15 protein-coding genes are annotated in these 20,574 nt (G+C 38.5%); 6 read left to right on the forward strand and 9 right to left on the reverse strand.

All coding sequences use genetic code 11. The features are described 5' to 3' along the window. Window positions 1–150: 150 nt before the first annotated feature. Complete coding sequence (locus NZ519_01560; GenBank protein MCS7027426.1) at window positions 151–1,620, forward strand: LptF/LptG family permease; 1,470 nt, start codon at window positions 151–153, stop codon at window positions 1,618–1,620. A gap of 10 nt (window positions 1,621–1,630) precedes the next feature. Further along, on the forward strand, window positions 1,631–2,389 hold the full coding sequence (locus NZ519_01565) for a hypothetical protein (protein MCS7027427.1): 759 nt from the start codon (window positions 1,631–1,633) through the stop codon (window positions 2,387–2,389). Between the two features lie 99 nt (window positions 2,390–2,488). Here the strand turns inward: NZ519_01565 and NZ519_01570 are convergent, their stop codons facing one another. The 7 genes from NZ519_01570 to NZ519_01600 all read right to left on the reverse strand — a co-directional run bounded on the left by NZ519_01570 (window position 2,489) and on the right by NZ519_01600 (window position 15,513). Continuing rightward, on the reverse strand, window positions 2,489–2,830 hold the full coding sequence (locus NZ519_01570; GenBank protein MCS7027428.1) for a hypothetical protein: 342 nt from the start codon (window positions 2,828–2,830) through the stop codon (window positions 2,489–2,491). Between the two features lie 76 nt (window positions 2,831–2,906). Next, window positions 2,907–3,626 carry a sulfite exporter TauE/SafE family protein gene (locus NZ519_01575; protein ID MCS7027429.1) on the reverse strand — a complete coding sequence of 240 codons (720 nt, stop codon included), beginning with the start codon at window positions 3,624–3,626 and terminating at the stop codon, window positions 2,907–2,909. Next, window positions 3,627–4,322, reverse strand: a complete 696-nt coding sequence (locus tag NZ519_01580; GenBank protein MCS7027430.1) for a metal-dependent hydrolase — start codon at window positions 4,320–4,322, stop codon at window positions 3,627–3,629. A 105-nt stretch (window positions 4,323–4,427) separates the two neighbouring features. Then, window positions 4,428–5,486 carry a PorV/PorQ family protein gene (locus tag NZ519_01585; protein MCS7027431.1) on the reverse strand — a complete coding sequence of 353 codons (1,059 nt, stop codon included), beginning with the start codon at window positions 5,484–5,486 and terminating at the stop codon, window positions 4,428–4,430. Window positions 5,487–5,587: 101 nt separating this feature from the next. Further along, the gene (locus tag NZ519_01590) at window positions 5,588–10,651 is read right to left on the reverse strand and encodes a YCF48-related protein (GenBank protein MCS7027432.1); all 5,064 of its coding nucleotides are present in this window, start codon (window positions 10,649–10,651) and stop codon (window positions 5,588–5,590) included. Between the two features lie 41 nt (window positions 10,652–10,692). Next, entirely contained in the window at window positions 10,693–14,478 is a 3,786-nt protein-coding gene (locus NZ519_01595; GenBank protein ID MCS7027433.1) for a TonB-dependent receptor, read from the reverse strand. 96 nt (window positions 14,479–14,574) lie between these two features. Next, window positions 14,575–15,513: a phosphoglycerate dehydrogenase gene (locus NZ519_01600; protein MCS7027434.1), complete on the reverse strand. Its 939-nt coding sequence runs from the start codon at window positions 15,511–15,513 to the stop codon at window positions 14,575–14,577. A gap of 192 nt (window positions 15,514–15,705) precedes the next feature. On the opposite strand from NZ519_01600, the gene NZ519_01605 reads away from it, so the two are divergent. From NZ519_01605 to NZ519_01615, 3 genes are all read left to right on the forward strand, one after another. After that, complete coding sequence (locus NZ519_01605) at window positions 15,706–16,269, forward strand: F0F1 ATP synthase subunit B (protein ID MCS7027435.1); 564 nt, start codon at window positions 15,706–15,708, stop codon at window positions 16,267–16,269. A 15-nt stretch (window positions 16,270–16,284) separates the two neighbouring features. Then, window positions 16,285–16,821, forward strand: coding sequence for an ATP synthase F1 subunit delta (atpH, locus tag NZ519_01610; GenBank protein ID MCS7027436.1), 537 nt, complete (start codon window positions 16,285–16,287; stop codon window positions 16,819–16,821). A 90-nt stretch (window positions 16,822–16,911) separates the two neighbouring features. Further along, window positions 16,912–18,462 (forward strand): hypothetical protein, encoded by a 1,551-nt coding sequence (locus tag NZ519_01615; protein ID MCS7027437.1) that lies wholly within the window; start codon window positions 16,912–16,914, stop codon window positions 18,460–18,462. A gap of 202 nt (window positions 18,463–18,664) precedes the next feature. Here the strand turns inward: NZ519_01615 and NZ519_01620 are convergent, their stop codons facing one another. Both NZ519_01620 and nth read right to left on the reverse strand, forming a co-directional pair. Further along, the gene (locus tag NZ519_01620; protein MCS7027438.1) at window positions 18,665–18,814 is read right to left on the reverse strand and encodes a hypothetical protein; all 150 of its coding nucleotides are present in this window, start codon (window positions 18,812–18,814) and stop codon (window positions 18,665–18,667) included. A 27-nt stretch (window positions 18,815–18,841) separates the two neighbouring features. Next, window positions 18,842–19,492, reverse strand: coding sequence for an endonuclease III (gene nth, locus NZ519_01625; GenBank protein MCS7027439.1), 651 nt, complete (start codon window positions 19,490–19,492; stop codon window positions 18,842–18,844). Window positions 19,493–19,512: 20 nt separating this feature from the next. Between nth and NZ519_01630 the strand changes: the two genes are divergently transcribed. Further along, window positions 19,513–20,574, forward strand: a complete 1,062-nt coding sequence (locus NZ519_01630; GenBank protein MCS7027440.1) for a tetratricopeptide repeat protein — start codon at window positions 19,513–19,515, stop codon at window positions 20,572–20,574.

Here is a 20,574-nt window from a genome sequence, read left to right on the forward strand (position 1 = left end):
TTTGCGTGAGGCATGCGGAGGGTGGGCGTTAGCCCAGTGCGGAGCGAAGCGTAGCACCGAAGCGTTAGCGTAGCCCGCAGCACGCCGACCTTGTGGGCAAACGCCCACAAGGGCACGCCCAAAACGTAAATAAAATTGTATTTTTGCTTCATGTTCAAAAGCTTACATTTATTAGTACTGCGTTCTTTTGTGGGTCCTTTTTTTGTTACCTTTTTTATTGCCCTGTTTGTGCTGATGCTGCAGTTTGTAATGAAATACTTGGATGATTTTGTTGGCAAAGGCTTAGCCACAGAAGTAATTTTAGAACTACTTGGTTATGCCATAGTTCCTTTCGTGTTGTACGCCCTACCTATGGCTATTTTACTTTCTTCTTTAATGACCTTTGGCAACTTGGGCGAACATTACGAATTGGTAGCCATGAAATCCGCAGGTATCAGCCTGCCCCGAATTATGATGCCCTTACTCATCGCCGATCTTCTTTTAGCCGTAGGGCTATTTTTTTATGCGAATTTGGTTATACCCAAAGCAAACTTGAATTTTTATAGCTTGCTTTACGACATTACCCAAGCTAAACCTGCTTTTCAATTGACTTCAGGCGTTTTCTATAACGGTATTAAAGATGTAAGCATACAAGCAAAAAAGGTAGATAACGCTACAAATACCCTGACAGATGTGTTAATCTACGACCATACCTCTAACTTAGGCGCAAACAAAATTATCGTGGCTAAGCAAGGTAAAATGCAATTTACCCGAGATAAAAACTACTTAGTAATGACACTGTACGATGGCTGGCTGCACGAAGAACTTCTACCTGAACCTAATAAAGCTAAAAACTTTCCACATGCTACAACGTATTTTCGCAAATACACTACTTTATTTGATATCTCCTCTTTACAACTTAACCGAACCGATAAAAAATTATTCTTGTATTCAGAAAAAATGAAAAATACAAAGCAGTTAGTACGCATGCAAGACTCTTTGCAAGTTGAAATAGCTAAAATGATACACAATGCAAAAGAGTATTTCAAACCTTACTTCCACTACGATAGTTCGCTCAAAAAGCAAAATACCTCGTTCAATCCTGATTGGGCTGCAAAACCAGTGATTGAATGGTTTGCTAAAGATAAGCAAAATTTAATTTATCGGAATGCTTTCAACCAAGCACAGGGGCATAGGGATTACTTGATTGGATACAGGAACGATTTGATAGAAAGTCAGAAAAGAAAAATTAAGGCGGAGTTAGAGTATCATCAAAAATTTGCGTTACCTATTATATGTATCATTTTCATGGGAATTGGCGCTCCGCTAGGTTCTATTATTCGTAAAGGGGGGTTAGGGCTGCCAACGGTAGTTTCTACGGTGTTTTTTATTTTGTATTGGATTATTTCAGAGTGGGGTAGAAAAATGGCACTCAAACAAGAAATAGCCGCTGTACATGGTGCTTGGTTGGGCGTGTATATCTTACTACCTGTAAGTATCATTATCACTTACCTTGCCACCACAGATGCAAACATCTTAGATACAAGCTACTACAAAAGTGCTATCTATAAATGGATAGGAAAACCTTTATACTCTTCATCAGACGGGGCTACTTCCTTTATCCAAAATAAAAATGCGTAATTTTGTAAATATGGATAGATTGAAGTGGGTACTGTTAGCATTAAATGTATTGATAAGCGTACATTTTGTAAGTTCACAAACTGTGGCAGACTACTTCATCTTTCCTGATTCAGATTATCAACTACAAAAAAAATTACTCAAAAAATTAGATGTTAAAAAGGTAGAAGTGAATGTACTTAAAAATACAGATTCGGTTCAAGGTATTATAGAAACATGGCATTTAGACCGTGGAAATTTGATTGCGTATCAATCTGTACAAGCGCCTTTTCAGTTCAAGTATACTAAAATTAACGGTCAAACTCTGATTGAGCAGATAGAAACAGAATTTTTACAGAAAATTACTTTTACTTATTTAGAGAATAATAAGGTGAAGGTTCGTTTGCAGCGCTATCAAGAGTACAAAGATGATTTTGATAAAGGTATGCTTTACACGATTACATACGATGATTATGGTAAGATTATCAAGGTCTATCAAGAAGAAGATCAGTATGATGCTCCGCCTATTCCAAAGGTTGAGTTTAGGTATTTTTACCACAAAAAGACACATAAGTTAATAGGTATAGAAGCTCGAAACTTGGAAGATAAGACCAAAAATAAATACAAGGCGACTCTGACCTACGACCGCAGAGGCTACCTTAAAGAATTGAAGGATAATAAAAAAACTATTACTTACACGTATTTTCCAAATGGCTTAATTCGTGAAAAAAGCATAGACTATGGCAAAAAGCGGCCAAAAGTCAAACGATATTACAAGTACTATTTTAATTAGAGGTTGTTAAATATGGGCTTTTGATGTTGTTTATTGCTTAGTTTGTATTTTGTGCTTTGATGATTCTGCAAATTAGATATTGATATTTTGAAAGCAGGTTTATTTTGGGCGTGCCCCTTGCTGACGCAAGGGTCGGGGCATTCCGCACTGCGCTTCGCTACGGTGCTTCGCTAACGCTGCGCACTGCCTAACGGCATGCTCCATGCCCCTCACGCGGATAACATAAGCAATTATGTCTTTACCTTGTTTAAGCTTGAAGTACAAGTACTTACAAGCTAAAACCTTGCATAAGTTACAGAGAAATGGCTTTTTCAGAGATCCCTTGCGTGAGGCATGCGAAGGGCGTGCGTTAGCACGGTGCGGAGCGAAGCGTAGCACCGAAGCGAAAGCGTAGCCCGCAGCACGCCGACCTTGTGGGCATGAGCGAAGCGAAACGCCCACAAGGACACGCCCAAAAAATTAACTATTCCTTCACTGAAAATAAAAATCTAACAACACAACAAAACATATCAACCAACTACTGAACAATAAATTTTATGCCCGATGCTATCAACAAAAGCTCAACCACAAAAGTAAAATACTTCACATTTAATCTTTCTAATATCCTCTTGCCTATCCAACTACCTAAAATCATAATCAAGCCCAAAAAAAGCCCAAGGTAAAGCTCATTTTTGCCTATATCCATCCACTTTTGATAAGCCAAAGTTTTTACAGCATGCATAACTAACGCCGTAAAAGCCTCACTGGCTACATAAGCAGATTTTGTTAGATTTAAGGTTAAGAAAAAAGCCGCCCCAAGAGGACCCGCACTCCCAACTAAGCCCGATATAAAACCTGTCAATGCCCCTCCAATCCACATTATTTTATTAGAAAATCGCATCACAGGCTTGTATAACCTACGATATACTGCCACAGCTATAAGCATCATCCCTACAAACTTTTTGATCCAAGCTACATCAGCTTTTACAAAGGTATAGCTACCTAAAAGGCTAAGCGGAACAGCCGTAATCAAAAAATATACAATAGGTTTCCAACAAAGCTCTTTTCTACCTAACCACACTCGTGAAGCATTTCCTAAAAATTGTGCTACGGTAAGTACAGGAATTGCAACCTTGACACCTAACAAAGCACTCAAAATAGGTAAAAGAATCAAAGCTCCGCCAAAGCCTGCTACCGCAGACAATGTAGCCGCTCCAAGAGCGGCTAAGCTTAAAATAAGTATGTCTGTTATCGGCAATTAACTCAAAGTAATGGTTTCTCCTATTTTGACAAAGATAAGCTCTATACCTGCATTTTTAGCTTTTATAGCACATTCTTCTTTGTCCACTACTATGAATCCAAAAGTATCGTAATGCACAGGAATTACTTTTTTAGTTTGCACAAATTGAGCTGCGGTCAAAGCATCGTCTATATCCATAGTAAAATTGCTTCCTATGGGCAACACGGCTACATCAACTTTATGTCTTTTAGGTATCAGTTGCATGTCTAAGGTTAGAGCAGTATCGCCTGAATAGTACAAGGTAATATCGGATAAATTTAAGACAAAGCCCATAGGATTACCGCCATAGGTACCATCAGGTAGCCCTGAACTATGATGCGCTACTACGGCTTGTACTTTACCAAAAGCAAAGTTCCAAAATCCGCCTGTGTTCATAGGGTGTGTGTTTGTAACTCCTTGTTTTTGTAGCCATTCGTGTATTTCCCAACTGCATATACAAGTAGCGCCAGACTGTTGCGCAATAGTTACGGCATCAGCAATATGGTCTGCGTGCCCATGTGAAATAAGAATGAAGTTAGGCATGATAGACTTGATATCTATTTTTTGTGCATCGGGCAAAGGATTTCCAGAAATGAAAGGGTCAACTAGAACTTTTTGCCCGTTAGTTGTTAATAAAAAGCAGGAATGTCCAAGATATTGGAAGGTTGTTTTCATGCTCAAAAATAAAAATTTTTGCGTTTATTAAAAAACTGCTTGAAAGGAAAATAAAAAAGCAGCTAATCTATTGCCGATTAGCTGCCCAATGAAGTTGAGTTAGTTTTAGATATTCAAGCGAACACCGATAGCATGCGTACCGTTGAAAGGATTAGTGGTACGGTAAGAATAATCAACTCCAAAAGAGTTTTTCTTTTCTTTACCAAAGGGAAGTTCTACGGTAGCGCCAAGCGCTAACCCTGTATGTGCATTGAGTCTTTTTTCTTTGTCAAAAATATGCTTTTCATAATTAAAACCTGCACGGATCATAAACATTTCATTGTAGGCAATTTCAGTGCCTAAGCCCATTTGGTCATAGTAGAAAGAGTTAGAAGTGTAGTTGGCAGCCACTGTGGTACGAAAGTTTTGAGCAAAACGAAAATCATAAGATGCACCTATCATCAATTGCAGGGGAAGTTCAAAAGATTGAGAGCGATGACTTACGGTAAGCGCATAAGTAGTGGAGTTAGTAGCTGTGTTCAATGTAGTTTTGACAGCTAGTCCATTACCTCTAAATTGCATAGCGGGACCTATGTTTTTAAGGGTAACCCCAAATTTGAAGGCACTATCTCTACCTGTCCAATAATGTATACCTGCATCTACTGCAACACCAATGGCACTAACGTCGGTAATAGACTCAGAAATTACGCGTATGGTCATTGCTCCGAAAATATTTTGGGTGAATTTTCTACCATAAGTAGCACCTACATTTAGCAACTGAGGAGAGAAAGTTCCTATACCTTCAGGGTTGTCTACTGTAGTACGAATGAATTCTCCTAAGTCAAAGGAAGTTACAGAGATTCCAATAAAGTTGTCTTCGCCAATTCTTTGCCCGTAACCAAAAGCATTGATTTTTATATCTGTACCTACTAGCCAATTTGTGCGAGAGAATTGGAGTTCAGTTTTGTTGTTTAAATGGGTGATACCTGCACAGTTATTTGTCAATGCTTCTACGCCTCTGATGCTAGCTGTATTGAGTGCGTTCCAGCCTGCACTTCTTGCCCAAGGATTGATAAGCAGTTCTGTGGCTCCTGCTTGACCAATACGGTCAGGGTTACCTGCTGTTCCCTGTTTTGATAAAAGTAGTCCGATAAAGATAAGGTAAGTTATACGATATAATTTCATATTTGTTTTCCTTAAATAAGATTGAACTATTTAATAGAAAAAGAACCAAAACACAAGTTACACGCACCCATTCAAAGGCGCATGTAACTTGTGTATAGATATTAGAACGAGTCTAGGTCGGTTGGACGCATTACTCCGAACCATTTCAGCACTTTTTCACCTATACCAGGGGCATCAATATGGAATATATACACGCCGCTCGCCACAGGCACACCTGCGGTATTTCGCAGATCCCAATCTATCGTTGTGGATGGATCATCTTTATCTAATACCCTAACTAGATGCCCTGACAGAGTAAAGATTTTTATTTTGACCTTTTGAGGTAAATTCGTGATTCGTACGCGGGTGTCTATTTGAGATTGCTCATAAGCTGAATATGCCAAGTATGGATTGGGAACGATACGAATTAAGTCGAGAGCACTTTTTGCAGTGTTTTTATCTCCTGTAATGGTAGCAAAGCCTTTGGTAGAGAAGTTAAAGATAGGGTAGTTTAAGTTAAGAGAGTCGTTAGTACCAGTACGAAGAGGATTAAAAGAGTCAAATCTACGATCAGTGCGTAATCTGATAATAACATCAGTTTCTAAGAGTTGGCGCCCTTTAACTAAAGTAGGAATTCCTACCCAAGCTACTGATGCGTATGCTCTACCTAACCAACGAGAGCAAACCGTAATGGGACTATTTGCTACATCAAGGTGGTAGATTAGTGAGTCCATAGCACGTTTAATAGTTTTACAAGAGTCATAACGGCTGTTGGTTACGTAGATATAGTGCTTACCACCCATAGTAGGGACACCTGAAGGTGCTTGGTTTACAATATGAAAGCCATCATCAGGAGTTGGATTCCAAATCATGTCATCACCATTTTGCGCTCCAAATCGAGAGGCTTCGGCAAAGAATATATTTAATCTTTCTCCAGTGAGCACATCAATTGCATAGCCTGGGAAGTAGCTGAAACCTACATCTGTAGGATCGGAAGTTGTTACTAGCTTACCGCCTGATAAAATTTTGCTTGGGCGCTGTTTGTACAAGAATGGACGTTCAATAGTTCTGGGTAGGTCTGCAGGTAAATAGTCTACTTCTGTGGTACTTTCTACGACTAAGCATTTAGACCACTTAGTTACATCGCTGGTAATGACAATATCTACGTTGGGAAGCACATTCCCATTGTACCATGTTTTGTTTCCATTATACTGGGCTGTAATGGCAAGTTCATTAGCAGCGGTAGGAATACCTCCATCTTGTGCAAGCGTAATTTGGGCAGCAGAGATAGATACCGTGATGTCATTTTTGCGCCGCAGAGTCGTAGGTGAAGGGAAGGGCCCATCAGTAATATTAGCAGTTACAGCACTACTGAAAGGTTGGTAAACTCCAGGACCTTTTGTTAAGCGAAGTGGCGCCCAAGTTCCGCCAAGAATCTTGCTGAAGTAACCGTCATGGTCTATATCTTTACCTACATAGTCGTTATCACCCATACCTCCGGGTCCAGATATTGAAGTGTATTTAGCCTTACTACTAACAATCCATTCTCTATAGTAGTTATCAATGCTCGCTAAACCTGTAAGCCATTTTTTAGTATTATCTTTGAACAACATCACACAATTGTTATTTTGATTTCCATTACCCAGTTCTGTGATGTTCACAGGCTTATATTGACCTGGACTACCAGCAAAGACAACTTTTATACCTAACCCATATTCCTCTAATATCTCTTCACCACCATCATTCGTTTGACCACTAGGCACAAGAGTTACTTTTTGGTGATTAGGTAAGGCGTTATCAAAAGTGAATACACTATTGAATGTACCTACAATTACCCCGCGCGCGGATGCCCCTGAAGTAACTAGCAAACAAGCTCTGAGGTCAGATTGGAAAGCTACAGATTTGTTTTGTAAAGAACGGTCTTCGTTCCAAGTAGCACCATCATCTGTTGTGAAGTAAACCTTACCTTTATCTCCAACTATCAAACCTGTAGTACCATTGAAGTGAATAGCGTTGAGAGTTATGTTGTTCAAGTTGGGTAATGCAGAAGCACTGTTAGTCCAGTTTTTGCCCCCATCCGTAGTGGTCAAGAATATACCGTTAGTACCAACTGCATATCCATTTGTGCTATTTTTCATGTAAATTGCTTTGATAGTACCTGTTAGACCTGCGGGCAATACAGCGTCGTTCCAAGTAGAAGAAGGCGAGCTGGTAGCAAATACTGAGTTATCTGCCCATTTTATTTTAGGTACTCCACTAGCAGTTCCACCAATCCAAGCAGTTGGGTTGCCAGAACTAGATACAGGGACATACTCAGCAGCTACATACTCCTCGCTAATGATACTACCGATAGATAAAGCGTTCCAACTAGGCCTATTCTTAACAATAGTATTAGCATGAAGTCTCATAGAGTATAGGTTGGTAACTGTCTGCCCCGCAGTATTTTTAGCTACTCCTACTATAAGTACATTTTGCAGTGTGCCATTATAGTCGCCTGAAATAGCTACTGCAGTTAGCTTATCTGATTTTTCACCTGTTGAAGTAGCTAGCTTTGAAGTTTTGAATAAACTGTTGGCAGTAGCAGTGCTATCATAAGCGTATATTAAGTTGCCTCTATCCCCTACTCCTAATATGATATCTCGGTTATTTGTTGCAACATTTATAGCATCAGCAGCATTTATGTTGAAAGAGGATATCCTTCTTACTTGCTGCATATTCATGTTACCTACTGTTGGTGAGAAGCTGCGAGAAATATTTCCTGATGCACCAAATACATACACGCGGTTAGTAGTTCCATCACTGGTTAAAGTAATAGCATTGAAAGGTCCTGAGTTACCTGAATAATAAATACTATCTTTTGTATTTCTATCAATCAAAAACCAGCGATCTAGTTGGGGTGGAATGACAAGTTGATAGTCTAACTCTTTTACCTTTTTAGGATCAATTACGCGTACTTGGATAGGTCCATAGCCTTTTTTGTAGGTGAGTTCTTCAAGTGCATTTTTTGCCAAAATTTCATTGATAGTAGCCTCATCTAGCTGAATATTAAACCCACCGTTTCCTGTTCCTCTTACACGAGTGATAGGAAGCATTTCGCCATATTCAGCATTTAATATCATACCATTCTCTTCGGGCATAGTCAAGTGAGGCATTGCTACCACCACTTTGGCATTATCACTTTGTTTGAATTTTTCGGACACTGCATAAGCATTGTAGGCATAAGCCACTACCATAAAGTAGTAGTGCTTGTTGTTAATTAAGCGGTTATCTCCGATAGCAAATTGGTCAGTGGTAACTTTGAAAGTTTTGAAGGTACCTTTGTCACTTACATCAGGTACATTAGCTACCATCAAAGTATTGACAGGACCTAAAACAGGATCAACAGTTGTGTTAATAATAGAAGTAACTCCATTTTTAACATCACATTGTCCAATTAGGCGAGCTTTGTTAGGATCTCTTAAATCTGAAATACTTACAGTAGCATCTTTGAGTTGATAAATAAGGTAACCTTCAAAATTGTAAGTTGTATCAGGAGCGCCTGCAATAACTAACTCAGGGTCTTTTTGTTCATATTTTTCTTGATAATTATTAGAGTTAATAGGATTGTCCCAGTTCAAAATGATGGTACGGTCGAGTTCTACTGCGGTAACCACGGGTGCGTCAGGTCCAGACACACGTTTAAAGTTATTATCGAAAAGAGCTTGGGCTTTTTTATCTGCTTTAATAAGGTTACATATTGCATCTGTGTTGCTACCCAAAGTAGTACCTTGTGCAAACACAGCACCTATGGTAACGTAGTTTACAGCACCAGGTTGAAGTGTAAACTTACCTGCGGATTGTATAAAGCGTCTGTCGGCAGGATTGTTACCAGCATTAGCTTCGGTCCAGCCTAAGTTACCACCACATAAACCTCCTGGAAACATGTAGTTAGTGGGCTTAGGTGTATACGCATTTGGGGTAGTAGATGCAACACCATCTTTTCCATCATCTACGATAGGATTTCCATCCTTCCATTTACCATCAAGGTAACCATAGAAATGCTGAGCTGCACTGGGGTTGCCATAAGGAGTAAAGTCATTATTGTAATAGACAAACTTGCTCATGATAATTTTCTCACCTGGTTCGTCAATAGTACCATCCTTGTCATTGTCTATACCATCACCAGGGTCTGCAATAGGACCTTCAAAAAAGTCTATCCCTATAGCTGGAAGAGAGTTTCCATATCCCGATACCCCTTCGTCAAGACCATCTCCATTATAACAGAAGCCTAAGCCAAGTAATGTGTCACAGCCCACATAGTCATCAGCATAGTTACCCAAGTCAGGGTCTACCCACTGACCAATGTAAGTCTGGTTAAGGGTATTAGTAGATTTGTTAATGATTTTACTTTTATAGAAGGTAGCATTGTTCATTTCATCATTTGTAACGAAAGCAAAAGCCATGGTTTGAATTTCAATACCAATAGGTTCTGCACTAGTTTCGCTGTGGATATTACCTTTGTCATTGTATACCCACCAAATTGCTTGGTCACCAAATATCAAGGGGTAGTCGCCTGAGTTAGGGTCGTAGACTCCGTTTCCGTCCACATCTTCGAAAGGTGCAAGATCAGGGTCAGATAAGTTTTTCTTGGCGGGCCAGTCTAGTATGTTTTTAGGGATAGCAAACGCACCTGATGCCAGAGCACCTGTTTGATAAGCATTGATAAAAGCATCAATTTCAGATTTAAAGACAGTATAATGCCTATCATACTTTAAACAGGTAGCGGGATCTATTTCAGCAGAAGCATCTAACGGACCAGGATAGAAGTCTGTACCTGTTTGGCGATACGTTTGGGCAGCAAGGCGTAATTGTCCTCCCCCATCGTATCCACCAATCCAGATAGCACCTGCAAATAAAGCATGTTTAGGAGTTGCACCAGGGGTATTATTTTTAGGTACTTCATATCTTGGGTTACCCACTAAGTCCCACCACATGTCACCCCCATTCATCAGTGTAGTACGCACATTATTTATGTCCAACTGAGCAAAGGAGGTAGGCGCAGCGCATCCACCTGAGGTGCGCTGGTTCTTACTTGTTTTTCCTCGCTCACCAATATTTTCTCTAGCTACTATGCTTCCGCTTATCAGCAAAAGCACTGCTAAGATTAACACCTTTGAGCAGTTAAGATATATCAACGATTTATTCATATACATCTTCAATTTTAAGGTTTAACAAAAGTTATTTACAACTAGAATGAGATAATCACTCCTAAGCGAGTTCTACGAGGAAGCCCGTAGTTATCGGGATGATTTACTCGAATAGAGTACAAATCTCTGTAAGATGCAGCATTAGTTTGTTGTTGCAAGAAAGTCTGTGCCACAGCATGGTTGAGATAACCATCATCATCGGGCTGCCCTGTGAACTGATACACACTTTGGATATTTTTGTTGTTAAGTACATTTTGAATTTGAAGATATACATTCAAGTTCAAAGTTTTGCTACCTTTTTCACCTCCCCCAACTTTGATCTGGAAGTCTTTGTCTATACGCACATTAGCACGGAAGTTTGCAGGCATTCTAGCACTGTTTGGATTGCCTACAAGTGTGGTACGTTGAACAGCACTAGCATCTACCGTACGAATAGGGAAAAGAATTCTACTGTAAGGTGTACCTGAACCTGCACGAAGAGTTAAGTTAACTCCAAAGTCTTGAAGTACTTTACGTAATTTTTCTGGTCCGTTGTAGAATTCACCTCTACCATAGCGGTAGTCTGCAGTTACTACTAGAGCGTGGCGTTGGTCAAAGTCAAGAGGGAGAGGTGTGCGTAAATTAGGTTGGCCGCTGTTAACTAAGCTTGCCGCAGAACGGTCATTTGAACCTGTTCCATCCGCAAACTGTAAAGTGTAAATTACATTAAGTTGAAGATTAGAATTTTCCCCTGGACGTTTTTCGTACTCAAAAGTAAAACCTTTAACTGTACCAAAGTCTATATTTTCATAAGTAGTGTAGTTGATAGGATAAGCGTAGGATCTATTGACAATGTTTATTTGGTCACGTAATTCGCGGTAGTAACCGTTGATAGTTAGTGCCATTTTCTTATTGAGGGCAGTCTTGAAACCTAAAGCATAATCTATAGTTCTGTCTGCACGAAGATTAGGGTTATTAATAGATTGAGTTGCATTAGCTACTAAATACAAATAATCTACTGGAGTGGTAGCCAAAGGTGAGATAATCAAGTTTGTTGATGCAGGGCGTTGAGTAAGTACATCATAGTGCGCAAAGAATACCGCTTGTTCTGTAATAGGGAAAGAGAAAGCTAAACGAGGCATGATATTAACTTGTGGTTTATAGTCTACAAAAGCGCCTTCGGTAAGTTTATCACCATTTTTGAGATAAGGATATGCTCTACCGTTAGTACCAAATATCAGGTTGGGCAGTTTTTCAACGCCGTTTGCATCATAGAATTTAGGATATACAGGATGAGACTTAGGGTCACTGAAACCTACAATTGCAGTAGGGTTAGTAGGATTGTTTATATAAACTGTCCAATCATCTTTTACATTATCAGGAACTACCAAAGCAGGGTTATTCATTGCGCGAACTTCGCCTGCGGTATAGTATTCGTAAAGTACAAATGGGTTTTTAAGGACTTTTTGGTTAGCATCAAAACGATCAACGCGCAAACCTACGTTCATAATTAAGTTGTTAATTTCAAATTTATCCTGTATAAATCCTGCAATGTAAATAGGACGAAAAGCAGAGATAGGTCTATTGACAGTATCTTTGAAAAAGTCTGAGAAAGTAGGTTGTTTGCCCCTGTATCTCCTGCCAAGATGGTCGTATCCGTAGTAAGTGATAAAGTTGTTACCATTGTTAAGTAGCTCATTTGTAGTGAATAAATCCAAAGAGTAGAATGAAGGGTCAAGTGCGTCTGTGTTAATCCACTCTGTGCTATTGATAGGCATACCAAGTTTTTGACGAAGTTTCTTATCAAAATCCGTTTGAGCTGCAGCGTTATATAGAGGTTTATGATTTACATATCCTGTCCATACACCGTTAGCATCTCTAACCAACTCAATAGAAGAAGAATCAGGTCTTTGTAGGTGAGCATTAGCTTTTTGCCGCATCAAACTCCACAATCCCACAGGCGAAATAGCCCAGAAAGATTGATTTCTTTGCTCTAATTCTAAACCTGCGGTTATGTTGTGTCCCCTGTATTCACCAGAACCCATAGCAGTAAAGCGAAGTTGACGGTCATCCACATAACGAGCTAAATTATGCACAGTCCCAGGGGGAGAATACAAGCCATAAATATTTTGTGGAAAATCACCATTACGCAAACCTCTTAATGCAGCAAGTTCAGCTAAAGTGTAAATACTATCCCCCCTATCTTTCTCTAATTGGTAAGCTAATTGCGTATACTTAACCAAATAAGGGTTTTGAGTACCAGGCGTAAAGACAGGGTTAGTGAATGTATAACCTACGTTATCATAAAATGCAGTGAAAGATAGAGTATCATTGAAAGGATGTTCGCTAAAGAAGTAGTCAGTATTGTAAGCATAAATAGGTCTGAATTTTTGTTCAAATTTACCTACATAACCGTAGTCAAATAGTCTGTATTTATGGCGAGGGTCATATTGCCTCTCTTGGCTAGCGGTATAGTCTAATTGTACTTGATAATAAACATTTTTCAAGCGTTTATCTACATATTTTCCTGCTCTATTTTTCGTAGTTGAATCAGGAGGAGCATCAGCAAAGCGTTGTGTAAAGCGTACAAATCCGCGATAAGTGTACCTATTGCTAATACGATTAGCTTCTGATGCAAACAAGCTTCTAGTAGCTTGCCATAATTGGTCACGGGTATAGTCGTAGTTAGCACCTGCGGTAATATTTATGAATTCCGTGGGCTGATAGTCTAATTTTCCATTGATAGTGTAGCGAAGTGCCCTGTTATTGGGTTTGAATTTTTGAGTGTACATGTCATTTTTGGTCAGAAACTCTGCATTGTAAAGTAATGCAGACTTGTCATCATTGTATCTGTATGGTCTTTCTCTAATTTCATTAAGTTTTTCTTCTTTGACTTGCCAAATAGGTACACGAGAAGGAAAACGATCTTTTTGGTACTCTATTTCAGCCGCAAGCATGTATCCTAAAACAGTTTTTTTCAAATACTGAGTAGTATCTGTTGCAGAGCGGATAGGTTCTCCGTTTTTATCTTTTGCTGTTGTTTTGAGAAGGGGACCAATAAATGTAAGCCCTCCAAGATTGTAGTTATAAGGGTCAAGAAACTTTGAGGTTACTGCTTCACCCGTTACACTGAATTCTTGCGCAGCACCCCGAGTAGTAATGTTAATTACACCTCCTACTGCATCCCCATACATAGCAGGAACCCCACCTGTGATGATATTCAAGCTACCTATTGCTTGTTGAGGAAGGTTAATTGAACCCACTACTTTCATACCATCAATAAAAAATACAGAACCTGTAGAACGCTGCCCTGCAATATTCAATCCCTTACCATCATCGCGTTGAAAAGTACCTCCTGCTAATCCTGCTGCGTCAGCAATGTTACGAGTAGGTAGGTTTATAATCTGTTCTCTTGAAAGTGTTCCACCTAAAGAGGTTTTGTCTTTTTCAATAATAGGTGCTTCAGTTTCAACAACTACAGTTTGAGTAGTAACGCCGTCATCAGGTTCCATTTCTAAGTTCAAAAATGTAGTTTTAGCAGGTGCAATTTGAATTTTTGTCGCTTCAATACTTTTATATCCTACAAAAACCGCTTTGAGTGTGTACTCACCGGGCATCAAAGGTGTGATTTCATAGTTTCCTTCAATATCAGTAGTTGTACCTCCTTTTTGTATTCCCCCCTGTTCAACAATAATACTTACAAAGGGCAGACCTTCTTTCGTTTTAGCATCTTTAAGCACTCCTTTGAGCTTACCCACACCACCCTGTGCGTATACACGCGGTACTGATATTACTGATGTGAGTATAGCTACAAACCATAAGAACGTGGTTTTTACGTACCTATTCATAGAGGTTAAAGCTTGAATTGATTGAGAGGGCTAAAATACAAATAAACTGTTTATTCGCATAATTTTTGTTTAATTTTTTTTAACAGGAGGTACTTTCTAACTTTGAAGCGACTTGATTTTCAAAATTTTATATGCAAGCACCTCTGAAAGCTTAACTTTAGAAGTATACGACCAACCTGCAATATGTGGCGTAAGAATAACATTTGGAAAAGCTGCAATTCTCTGTAAAATCTCTTTTTCTCTTTGAGTATAAGTAGAAAACTCTTCATTCGGTAGCACATCCAAGCCTAACGCAGCAATTTTTCCTATCTCTAAACCTTTCAACAAATCCTCTAAAACAGCTATCTTTCCTCGTGCCATATTGAGTAACACTATGCTTTTTTTGAAGCGCATTAACCACTCTAAATTTATCCAACCTTCAGTTTCAGGTGTCAAAGGAACGTGAAAAGTAATAATGTCAGCTTGCTCGTATAACTCTTCTAAAGTAGCTTCCTTTACATACCGATTAGAAAAGTATGTTTTATACTTGTCATACGCTAGTATTCTCATCTCAAAGCCGTGCAAACGTTGAGAAAGTGCGTATCCTACATTCCCATAACCTATAATCCCAATCGTTTTGCCTTTAAGTTCAAAACCTCTGTTCAATTCTCTATTCCATTCTAACCGTTTTACTTCTTCGTTAGCCGTGCATATATTTCGAGCTAGGCTAAGTAAAACCCCTACCGTAAATTCCGCTACTGCATCCCTATTCCCTTCAGGAGCATTAATAATGTGTATGTTTCGCTTTCTGCATTCGGCTTCATCAATGTTGTCTATGCCTGAACCTACTTTGGCAATAAACTTCAAATTCACTGCCTTATTTAATACAGCCTTATCAATAGGAGTGTGGCTACGCATAACTATACCCTCATACTCAGATATTTCACAAAGCAGCGCTTGATATGACATGTTTGGCACATACTTGCAAACAAACCCATGATGAGAAAGAACGTCCATCAAAATAGGATGAAGGTCATCTACAATTAAAACTTTCATAAAGCAAAGTTATATACTTTGACTTTCATCCTATTTTGACTATACAAAAATATACAAACTTTATAGCTACTGATTAGATTACTGCCTGAACTGTCAAAAATAATACATGAACGGTTATTATTTTTACATGAACGGTTAATTCTACTGCATGAAAGTAAATAATTGATTATCAAGCCATTATTTGATATAAATTTGACAAGTTCGCAAAAAACATATTATTTTGCCCGCCTAACAAAGCTTAGAATTATGCTGTTAGAAACTAATCCACTTATCACTCCTGAACCAGGTCTTTTTATATGGAGTGTAGTCATCTTCTTGATATTTTTTCTTTTGTTGAGAAAATTAGCTTGGAAACCCATTACGGAAGCCTTAGCTAAACGTGAAGAAAGTATTGCAAATGCTTTACAAGAAGCTGAAAAAGCTCGCCAAGAAATAGCCAAACTCAAAGCAGATAACGAAAAACTTTTGAACGAAGCAAAATTAGAAAGAGAAAGAATTCTCAAAGAAGCTCGTGAAATGAAAGAAAGCATCATTGAGGAAGCTCGCCAAAATGCTAAAGTAGAAGCTGATAGAATGATACAAAAAGCTAGAGAGGTAATAGAAACAGAAAAAAACGCAGCCCTACAACAAGTTAAACATCAAGTCGCCGTCCTTTCTGTAGAAATTGCAGAGAAAATTATTCGCAAAAAGTTTGAAAATCCCGCAGAACAACAAGCTATTGCATCAGAGTATCTCAAACAAATTAACCTTAATTAAAGGAGGGAGAAGTTTATGTCATTAGCACGTGTCGCACAACGCTATGTAAAACCTTTAATAGAAGTAGCTCTTGAACAAGGTATAGAAAAACGCATCTTGGATGATTTAGCTTTTGTAGATAAGACTATCAAAGCCAACAGAAACCTTGCAGTCATGTTAGCTAACCCAATCATTTACAGTGATAAGAAAAAAAAGGTTCTAGAAGAGATATTCAAAGGCAAAGTGCATGACTTAGTAATCAAGTTTTTTGAAGTACTATCTAAAAATACAAGAGATGAAATTTTACCCTACGTTTATACAGAGTATAAAAACGAGTACAATCGCATAAAAGACATACATGAAGTAAAAGTGGTTTCTGCATCAGAGTTAAGCGATCAAAACATAAAAGAGATTGAAGCACTCTGCCAAAAAATATACAAAACAGGCACAATTTCCATTCAGCACACTATTGACCCGAATTTAATCGCAGGGCTGATTATCCAAACTGAACACAAACAATTTGACCTATCTATAGCATCTCGCTTGCGCAAAGTAAAAAGTGAATTAGTTTAGAATTACTTCTCAAAATTATCAGCTGAGTGACTTTATTCACTCAGCTTTTTTCTTTTTATCAATTTAGCTACCTTTGCTAAAATAAATTATATGACTCAAAAAGCATTTCAGGCAAGTTTTTTTGACTTTGACAAAATTTTGAAATACTCTCTTCTAGCGCTTATTTTATCCAAAGCAGCAATCTTTTCAGTAGCCCAAAACAAGACTGACAATATTCCGAACAAGGTTCATATTGACCATGCAGATAAATTAGAATTCATTAAAACCACAGAGAGCATACGCAAGCTGTTAGGACAAGTGCGCATGCATCAAGATACAACTTTTATCTTTTGCGATTCGGCTTATCAATACGTGGATAGAAATTTTGTAGAAGCTCACAGCAATATTCGGATTTTATCAGGAAAAGTAACCATCACAGGAGATAAGCTCCAATACGACGCCAATACAAAACTAGCCGACATTTTTGGAAATGTAGTTCTGTACGATGGCAGCACATACTTGTATACTTCTCACCTTCAATATGATGTCAATGCTCACACGGGTAGATATTTTGAAAAAGGTAAAATCATAAATGCCAACGATAGCTTAACCTCAAAATATGCTGCGTACAACACAGATACTCATTGGGCTGAATTTAGAGAAGACGTACAGCTATACGCACCAGACTACAAAGTAAGTACACAAGCACTAGACTACAATACAGACACTCAAACAGCCTATTTCATCACTCATACTCGCATTTTTAACGATAGCAGTCATATTGTTTGCCAAAAAGGAATGTACCACACCTCACAACGCAAAGGAAGCTTGTACGGTAAAGTGATAATGCAAGATAAAGACTACATTCTAAAAGGCGATTCGGTTTATTTTTCTAAATTAGACAACTTAGGCGAAGCTTTCAAAAATGTGCATCTTTTGAACAAAGACAGCACTATCCACATTTTTGGTCAATATGCAAAAGTAGATGACTTTCACAAATATACCTATGTTACCAATAAAGCATACACTTTTTACAAGGTAGAAAAAGATACCGTTTTTATTACAGCGGATACTTTGTTAGCCAAACAAGACAGCACTAAAAAACGGTATATCTACGCATACCACCGAGCTAAGTTGTACAAAAAAGATTTTCAAGCTATTGCTGACACATTGTTGTATAGCAGAGATGATTCGGTTTTTTACTTTATCCAAAGCCCTGTGTTGTGGTCGGAGAACACTCAAATTACAGGCAAAAGTATAGTGGCTTATATAAAAAACAAGCAGCTAGACTCAATCACAGTTACGCAAAAAGGTTTTATGATACAGCAAGAGGACAGCACAAAGTACAATCAACTCAAAGGAAGATTGATTCAAGTCAAACTTAAAGATAATAAAATACAGCGCATGTTAGTTTCAGGCAATAGTGAAAGTTTGTATTATGTCTTTAAGGAAGATAATACATTGAGTGGCATGAATTACATTCTTTGCAGCGAAGCCGATTTTTATTTCAAAGATAATCGCCCAAGCACTATTAAGTTTTTTAATCAACCTGATGGTGTATTTTATCCCCCCAGAGAGATAAACCAAGAGAATGCTATTTTGAAGGATTTCAAGTGGTATGCTCATTTGCGCCCACAGAAAAAGGATGTAGTTTATCCATGATTATTTTTTAATTTTTTGGGCGTGCCCCTTGCTGACGCAAGGGTCGGGGCATTCCGCACTACGCTTCGCTTCGGTGCTTCGCTACGCTTCGCACTGCCTAACGGCATGCTCCATGCCCCTCACGCAATTGACCTGTGCAATCATGTCTTTACCTTGTTTAAGCTTGAAGTACAAGTACTTACAAGCTAAAACTTTGTATAAATTACAGAGAAACGATTTTTTTCAGAGATCTCTTGCGTGAGGCATGCGAAGGGCGTGCGTCAGCACGGTGCGCAGCGAAGCGTAGCACCGAAGCGATAGCGTAGCCCGTAGCACGCCGACCTTGTGGGCATGAGCGCAGCGAAACGCCCACAAGGGCACGCCCAAAAAAAATTAAAAATTATTCCAAATCAGTAGTTTGTAAATTAGAATAGTATTCGCAAAAAGCACTAACGCAACACTGCTCACATTTAGGCTTGCGGGCTGTACAGATATACCTACCATGTAAAATAAGCCAATGGTGCGCTTTAGGTATCATTTCTTGCGGAATATACTTAACAAGCTGCCGCTCGGCTTGAAGAACATTTTTAGCTTTTACCAATCCAATTCGGTTAGATACTCTAAACACGTGCGTATCGACTGCCATAGCAGGTTGTTCGTATAAAACAGATAAAATAACATTCGCCGTTTTACGACCTACACCAGGTAAAGCTACTAACTCTTGAAATGAAATAGGTACCTTCCCTTGATGCTTCTCTACAAGTATTCTGCTCATGTTGACTAAATGCTTAGCTTTATTGTTGGGATAAGAAATACTTTTTATGTAGGGAAGAACAGTTTCAGGGGTTTGTTGAGATAGAGTATATGCATCAGGAAAAGCTGCGAAGAAAGCAGGCGTAACTTGATTTACTCTTTTGTCTGTACATTGAGCAGATAAAATAACCGCTACCAACAATTGATAAGGATTTTGATACTGCAACTCGGTTTGAGCTGCTGGATATTTCTCCGATAACGTAGATAGGACTTTCTCGTACCGTTCCTCAATGTTCATCTTTTTCGTAATTTTGTTTTATGAACGAATATAAATGGGGAAAAATTTTTCTTTTTGTTGGGATATTTGTTGTACAAGGATACGCACAGGATAAAGCGAAAGCCTTATTTGAAGAGAGCATCAGAATAATAGACACAGCTACTGTTAAACTACCTCGCACAAAATTAACAGAAATTTACAAACAAATAAGGACAAAATATCCTGAAAGTGATTATGCCATTTTTTGTAAAGCTTGGTTAAAAGAGTCCAAAAAAATTCGCGACCAAATCAATGACTATACGGCATTTATCAACAAAAAACCTGAAATAGGATTAAGTTTAGCATACGCTTATCGTGCAGACTTGTACATTGAGATAAAAGAATATCAAAAAGCTTTAGCGGATTTAGACAAAGCCGTTCAGCTTAAACCTGACTTTTATTTTGCCTATTGGCGCAGAGGAATTGCTTACATTCGCATGGAAGCTTATGAAAAAGCAATTGAAGATTTAACTCAAGCCATTAAAATAAATCCTAAATTCACAGGTGCATACTGCGATAGAGGGGACGCATACTTGCGCTTGGGACAAACTAAGCTTGCTTTCAAAGATTATGAAAAAGCTATTCAACTTTCTCCAAATATGACTTTCCCTTATAACTACCGCGCTATGGCTTATGTAGAGTTAGAAAATTACAAAGCTGCTTTGCTTGACCTCAATCGTGTGCTAAGCATTAACAAAAATAATCATAATGCTTATTACTACAGAGGAGTTTGCTATTATGACATGGGCGAGTATGATAAAGCCGCAGATGACTTTACAATGGCTATCCAACTATATCCCGATAAGCCTATTTACTATGTTAATAGAGCAGAGAATTTTATGATTCTTAAAAAATACCAAAATGCAATTATAGATGCTGAAACTGCATACGCTTTTGACAACGAAGATTCAAATCCTCTTGTAATCAAGGCTTTGGCAGAGAAAAAAAATCATAACTTTGAAGAAGCACTAAATACAGTTAAAAAAGCTATTGAAATTAACGTTACTGTAGATAGCAAAATTAGAAAAAAAATTCAGGAAGCAAACGAAATGGGCGTTAAATAG

It is taken from the genome of Bacteroidia bacterium (assembly GCA_025056095.1).
Classification (GTDB): domain Bacteria; phylum Bacteroidota; class Bacteroidia; order JANWVE01; family JANWVE01; genus JANWVE01.